We start from the raw sequence: 5,803 nt of genomic DNA, 5'->3' as shown, positions 1-5,803 counted from the left end.
TCTCCGGTGAAGTGACGGCGGTGGAGGACGGGCTGATCACGGTGAAGGTGGTCGGCCGCAACAGCCTTGGCGATCATTTCACGCATCACTTCGTTGACGCCTCCACCGAAGGTGATTACCAGGTTTCGCTTGGTTTGCGAGTCCAGCCAACGCAATAGCTCGGCGGTGTCCGGTTCCGCCGGGTTCCCGTACTTGCCGACGACTTCCTCGGCGAGTCGGCCGATGTATTGAATGCGCTCGGTGCCAAAGACTTTCGTCGACGCGGCGTCGGCCACGTTGATGTCCTCGCCCGCCGCGGCGACCTGCCAGTTCAGCAGCTCGTTGATCCGCCACATCGCATAGATCTCCCCGAGCGCCCGCTTGACGTCCTCGTGGTCGATCGGCGTGACACCGTTGCCGCCGGGTTTGGACGCCCAGGCGTGCAGCCGGTCGTAAATGCCGGCGGTGCGGCCAGCGGGGCCCAACATGACCCGCTCGTTGTTGAGCTGTGTGGTGATCAGCCGCCATCCGCCGTTCTCCTCGCCGACCAGCATGTCGGCCGGCACCCGAACGTCGTTGTAATACGTCGCGTTGGTGTGGTGCGCGCCGTCGGACAGGATGATCGGAGTCCAGGAGTATCCGGGGTCCTTCGTGTCGACGATCAGGATCGAGATGCCCTTGTGCTTCACGGCTTCCGGATCGGTGCGGCAGGCCAGCCAGATGTAGTCGGCGTCATGGGCTCCGGTGGTGAAGATCTTCTGGCCGTTGACGATGTACTCGTCGCCCTGGCGCACCGCGGTGGTCCGCAGGGACGCCAGGTCGGTGCCCGCCTCGGGCTCGGTGTAGCCGATCGCGAAATGGACCTCACCGGCGAGGATCGCCGGCAGGAACTTCTTCTTCTGCGCCTCGCTGCCGAATTGCTGCAGAACCGGACCCACGGTCTGCAGCGTCACCGCCGGCAACGGCACGTCGGCCCGGTGCGCCTCGTTGACGAAGATCGACTGCTCGATCGGGCCGAAGCCCAAGCCGCCGAACTCCTTTGGCCACCCCACCCCCAGCTTTCCGTCCTTGCCCATCCGCCGGATCACCGCGCGATAGGCCTCGTTGTGCCGGTCCTGCTCCATCGCCTTCATCTCGTCGGACGAGATCAGGTTCGAAAAGTATTCCCGCAGTTCGGCTTGCAGCTGTCGCTGCTCGGGGGTCAGGTCTATGAACATTGCGCTCCCACCAGGTCAAGGCGAAGAGAGGGCCCGCCCAGCAGGCGGGTCAGGTCTTTGATCGTGGAGTAGTACCGGTGCATGGGATACGTGATGTCCATGCCCATGCCGCCGTGCAGGTGATGGCACGTCTGCATCACCGGCGGCGCCTGCGACGTTATCCAGTAACCCAGGACGTCCAGGTCGCTATCGGCGTCACGCCCTTCGGACAGCCGCCACACCACCGACTTCGACGCCAAATCGATGGTGCGCGAGGCGATATAGACCTCCGCGAGCTGCGCCGCCACCGTCTGGAACGTCGACAGCGGCTTGCCGAACTGCTTGCGGTTGGCGACGTAGTCGGCGGTCAGGCGCAGCGCCCCGGCCACCAACCCGTCGGCGAACGCGCCCACCGCGGCCAGCGCCAGCTGGTTGACCCGGCGCGGCCCGTTAATCTCGGCACCCGCCAACACGTCCGAGTCGTCAACCGCCACACCGTCAAACGTGACCGTGTACTCGTCCGAACCGTTCGACGTCGGCGTGCCCACCAGCCGCACTCCATCGGCCTCGGGCGACACCACCACCACCGCGCTGTCGGTGGTGACGATCATCCAATCCGCTTGCGCGGCATAGGGCACGCCGATCTTGGTGCCCGATAACCGCCCGCCCGTGAACGTGACGCCGGGCCGGTCGGGCAGCGCCGCGCCGGGCTCGTTGAGCGCCGCGGTCAATACCGAGCCCTTTGCGACCCCAGCCAGGTAGCGGTCCTGCTGCTCGTCGGATGCCAGCTCGAGCAGGGGCACCACGCCGAAGCCCAGCGTGGCCAGCGCCGGCGTAATGGCGCCGTGGCGGCCCACTTCGGTCAGCACCGTGGCCACCTCGGGCAGACGCACGCCGTCGCCCCCGAGGCGTTCGGGCACCGGGAGCGCCGTCACGCCCCCGTTGACCAGTGCCTCCCACGAAAGATCCCGGTCCAGCACCGACGTCACGACGTCGGCGACGGCCTGCTGCTCGGCGGTGAGATCGAAGTCCATTGTCAGTGCGCCACCGGGCATTTACCGGTGTAGTCCACCTGCCAGCGCTTGATGCCGTTGAGCCAGCCCGAGCGCAGCCGCTCCGGCTCCGAGATCGGCTTCAGGTCCGGCATGTGGTCTGCCACGGCGTTGAAGATCAGGTTGATCGTCAGCTTGGCCAGGTTTGCGCCGATGCAGTAGTGCGCACCGGTGCCGCCGAAACCGACGTGCGGGTTGGGGTCTCGCAGGATGTTGAAGGTGTAGGGGTCGTCGAAGATGTCTTCGTCGAAATTGGCCGACCGGTAGAACAGCACCACCCGTTGGCCCTTCTTGATCTGCACGCCGGAGAGTTCGTAGTCCTCCAGAGCGGTCCGCTGGAAGCAGGTGACCGGGGTGGCCCACCGGACGATCTCGTCGGCGGCGGTCTGCGGGCGCTCCTTCTTGAACAGCTCCCACTGGTCGGGGAAGTCGGCGAACGCCATCATCCCCTGCGTGATCGAGTTCCGCGTGGTCTCGTTGCCGGCCACCGCGAGCATCATCACGAAGAAGCCGAACTCGTCGTCGGAAAGCTTTTCCCCGTCGATGTCGGCGTTGATCAGCGTGGTGACGATGTCGTCGCCTGGCTTCTCCGCCTTGAGGGCGGCCATCTGCATCGCGTAGTTGAGCACCTCGAACGACGACGTCTTGGGGTCGATGTCGGCATACTCGGGATCGTCATTTCCGGTCATCTCGTTGGACCAGCGGAAGAGCTTTTCGCGGTCCTCCTGCGGCACCCCGAGCAGGCCGGCGATCGCCTGCAGCGGGAGCTCGCAGGACACCTGCTCGACGAAGTCCCCGGAACCGGCGGCCGCCGCGTCCCGGGCGATCTTCTGGGCGCGCTCCCGGAGCTCGTCCTCCAGCCGCCCGACCGCCCGCGGGGTGAAGCCGCGCGAGATGATCTTGCGCAGCCGGGTGTGGTGCGGCGCATCCATGTTGAGCATGACGAACCGCTGCAGTTCGATGTCCTCGCGCGCGATGTCGTCGTTGAACCGCGGGATCACGCAGTTCTCATAGCTCGAGAAGACGTCGCTGCGCCGCGAGATTTCCTTGACGTCGTTGAGCTTGGTGATCGCCCAGAAACCGCCGTCGTTGAACCCGCCGCCGTGGCCCGGGGTCTGCTCGTTCCACCAGATCGGTGCGGTCGAGCGCACCTCCGCAAACTCTTCGACGGGAATCCGCTCCGCGTAGATGTCCGGGTTGGTGAAATCGAACCCGGGCGGAAGGTTGGGGCTGGGCACGCTACTTCTCCTTACTGCTGGTCCCTATGCTGGTCCTGCGACTGGCTCTGCGACTTCCCCAGTGACTGGCGATCCCAGGACACTAGCTCTCCTAGTGGAGCTCTGTTGCCAGTAAAACATGCCTCCACCGTAGAAAAAAGGCGCCGACGCATCGTCGCTTGTCATAGTAATGAAACGTGTTCTAGCCTGACGGCATGGGTAACCCGGTAATTGTCGAAGCCACCCGCAGCCCCATCGGCAAGCGCAACGGCTGGCTCTCAGGTCTGCACGCCACCGAGCTGCTGGGCGCGGTGCAAAAGGCACTGGTCGAAAAGGCCGGTATCGACGCCGGCGACGTGGAACAGGTCGTCGGCGGCTGCGTCACCCAGTACGGCGAGCAGTCGAACAACATCACCCGCGTGAGCTGGCTCGTCGCCGGCCTGCCGGAGCACGTCGGCGCCACCACCGTGGACTGCCAGTGCGGCAGCAGCCAGCAGGCCAACGGCCTGGTCGCGGGTCTGATCGCGGCGGGTGCCATCGACGTCGGCATCGCGTGCGGGATCGAGGCCATGAGCCGCGTCGGACTCGGCGCCAACGCCGGCCCCGACCGCAGCATCCTGCGGCCCGAGTCGTGGGACATCGACCTGCCCGACCAGTTCACCGCCGCCGAGCGAATCGCCAAGCGCCGCGGCATCACCCGCGACGACATCGACGCCTGGGGATTCCAGTCGCAGCTGCGTGCCAAGCGGGCGTGGGACGAGGGCCGTTTTGACCGGGAGATCTCGCCGATCGAGGCGCCGGTGCTCGACGAGCAGAAGCAGCCCACCAGGGAGCGCCACATGGTCTCCCGCGACCAGGGCCTGCGCGAGACGACGATGGAGGGCCTGGGCCAGCTCAAGCCGGTCATCGAGGGCGGGATCCACACGGCGGGCACGTCGTCCCAGATTTCCGACGGCGCCGCCGCGGTGTTGTGGATGGACGAGGACAAGGCCAAGGCGCTCGGGCTGCGGCCCCGGGCCCGGATCGTCAGCCAGGCGCTCGTCGGCGCCGAGCCCTACTACCACCTGGACGGCCCGGTGCAGTCGACGGCGAGGGTGCTGGAGAAGGCCGGCATGAAGATGGGCGACATCGACCTGACCGAGATCAACGAGGCCTTCGCCTCGGTGGTGCTGTCCTGGGCGCGGGTCCACGAGCCCGACATGGACCGGGTGAACGTGAACGGCGGCGCCATCGCACTCGGGCACCCGGTGGGCAGCACCGGCAGCCGGCTGATCACCACCGCGCTGCACGAGCTCGAGCGCACCGACCAGACGACCGCGCTGATCACCATGTGTGCGGGCGGTGCCCTTTCCACCGGCACCATTATCGAACGCATCTAGTAGTGGGCGTCTCCGAGGCCGACCGCATCGCGGCGGCCCAGGCGTACATCGACGCGTTGGTCACCCACGACGCCGATGCCGTCCCGTTCGCGCCGGATTGCACCCGAATCGAAGTGGGCCTCAAATCCGGTTTCTCCGGAAATCACTTGCGGCGCAGCCTGAATCGCGGACCGCAATACCGCATCATCTGCGCCACGACGCCGCCGCAGTACACCGTCACCGGCGACGAGGTGCGCGCGGTGTACGACGTGCTGACCAAGGTCGCGTTCGGCGGGCGGCGAGTAGCGTCGCGGGTCGACGAGACCTTCGTGATACCGGAAGACGACGGGCTGATCCATCACATCAGGGCCAGTTTGCGTCCATTCATTCAGCGCTAGTACGCCCGTAGGATCCACAGCCATGCCGAAATCAAAACCACGCGCTTTGAACGCACCGTGGGTCAACCTTTTCCTGAAGTGGATGGCCAAGGGCAACACGTGGATTTACAAGCGCAGCAACGGCAAACTCGGCGGCACGTTCCAGAACGCTCCGGTCGCGTTACTCACCACGACCGGCCGTAAGACCGGTGAACCGCGAGTGAGCCCGCTCCTTTATTTGCGTGAGGGCGACCGCGTGATCCTGGGCGCATCGCGGGGCGGGAGCGACAAGCACCCGCTGTGGTATCTCAACCTCAAGTCAAATCCCAACGTGTCCGTGCAGATCAAAGATGAGATATTGTCGCTGACTGCCCGGGACGCCAACGAAGCCGAGCGCCAGGAGTACTGGCCCAAGATGGTCGCCATGTATCCCACATTCGAGGATTATCAGTCGTGGACGGACCGGACCATCCCGATCGTCATCTGCGACCCGTAGCGTTCCGCCGAACGTGCACTGATGGCGGAAAATCGCCGAAAACACCTCCGCCAGTGCACGTTCGGCGCAGGCGGATCCTACGGGATGAGGTTCGACAGGTCGCCGATCACGGTTTCCGCCTGACCTAT

The 5,803-nt window shown here is 65.7% G+C and carries 6 protein-coding genes; 3 read left to right on the top strand and 3 right to left on the bottom strand.

What is annotated here, in order from left to right; genetic code table 11:
* From A5706_RS07370 to A5706_RS07360, 3 genes are all read right to left on the bottom strand, one after another.
* Positions 1 to 1,196, bottom strand: a 1,196-nt coding sequence (locus tag A5706_RS07370; RefSeq protein ID WP_369831818.1) for an acyl-CoA dehydrogenase family protein, incomplete at its 3' end; no start/stop codon positions are given.
* The gene (locus A5706_RS07365) at positions 1,187 to 2,209 is read right to left on the bottom strand and encodes an acyl-CoA dehydrogenase family protein (protein ID WP_068128673.1); all 1,023 of its coding nucleotides are present in this window, start codon (positions 2,207 to 2,209) and stop codon (positions 1,187 to 1,189) included. The genes A5706_RS07365 and A5706_RS07370, both read right to left, overlap by 10 nt.
* Before the next feature lie 2 nt (positions 2,210 to 2,211).
* A complete protein-coding gene (locus A5706_RS07360; RefSeq protein ID WP_068128671.1) occupies positions 2,212 to 3,465 on the bottom strand; it encodes a cytochrome P450 in 1,254 nt (417 codons plus the stop codon).
* 194 nt (positions 3,466 to 3,659) lie between these two features.
* Between A5706_RS07360 and A5706_RS07355 the strand changes: the two genes are divergently transcribed.
* From A5706_RS07355 to A5706_RS07345, 3 genes are read left to right on the top strand one after another with little or no spacing between them, the layout of a single operon-like run.
* Complete coding sequence (locus tag A5706_RS07355) at positions 3,660 to 4,823, top strand: steroid 3-ketoacyl-CoA thiolase (RefSeq protein WP_068128669.1); 1,164 nt, start codon at positions 3,660 to 3,662, stop codon at positions 4,821 to 4,823.
* Positions 4,824 to 4,825: 2 nt separating this feature from the next.
* Entirely contained in the window at positions 4,826 to 5,200 is a 375-nt protein-coding gene (locus tag A5706_RS07350) for a nuclear transport factor 2 family protein (protein ID WP_068128667.1), read from the top strand.
* 22 nt (positions 5,201 to 5,222) lie between these two features.
* Positions 5,223 to 5,675, top strand: a complete 453-nt coding sequence (locus A5706_RS07345; RefSeq protein WP_068128664.1) for a nitroreductase family deazaflavin-dependent oxidoreductase — start codon at positions 5,223 to 5,225, stop codon at positions 5,673 to 5,675.
* The last annotated feature ends 128 nt before the right edge of the window (positions 5,676 to 5,803 follow it).

It is taken from the genome of Mycobacterium sp. E796 (assembly GCF_001672815.1).
GTDB lineage: Bacteria > Actinomycetota > Actinomycetes > Mycobacteriales > Mycobacteriaceae > Mycobacterium.
This window is presented reverse-complemented; position numbering and strand designations above follow the sequence as displayed.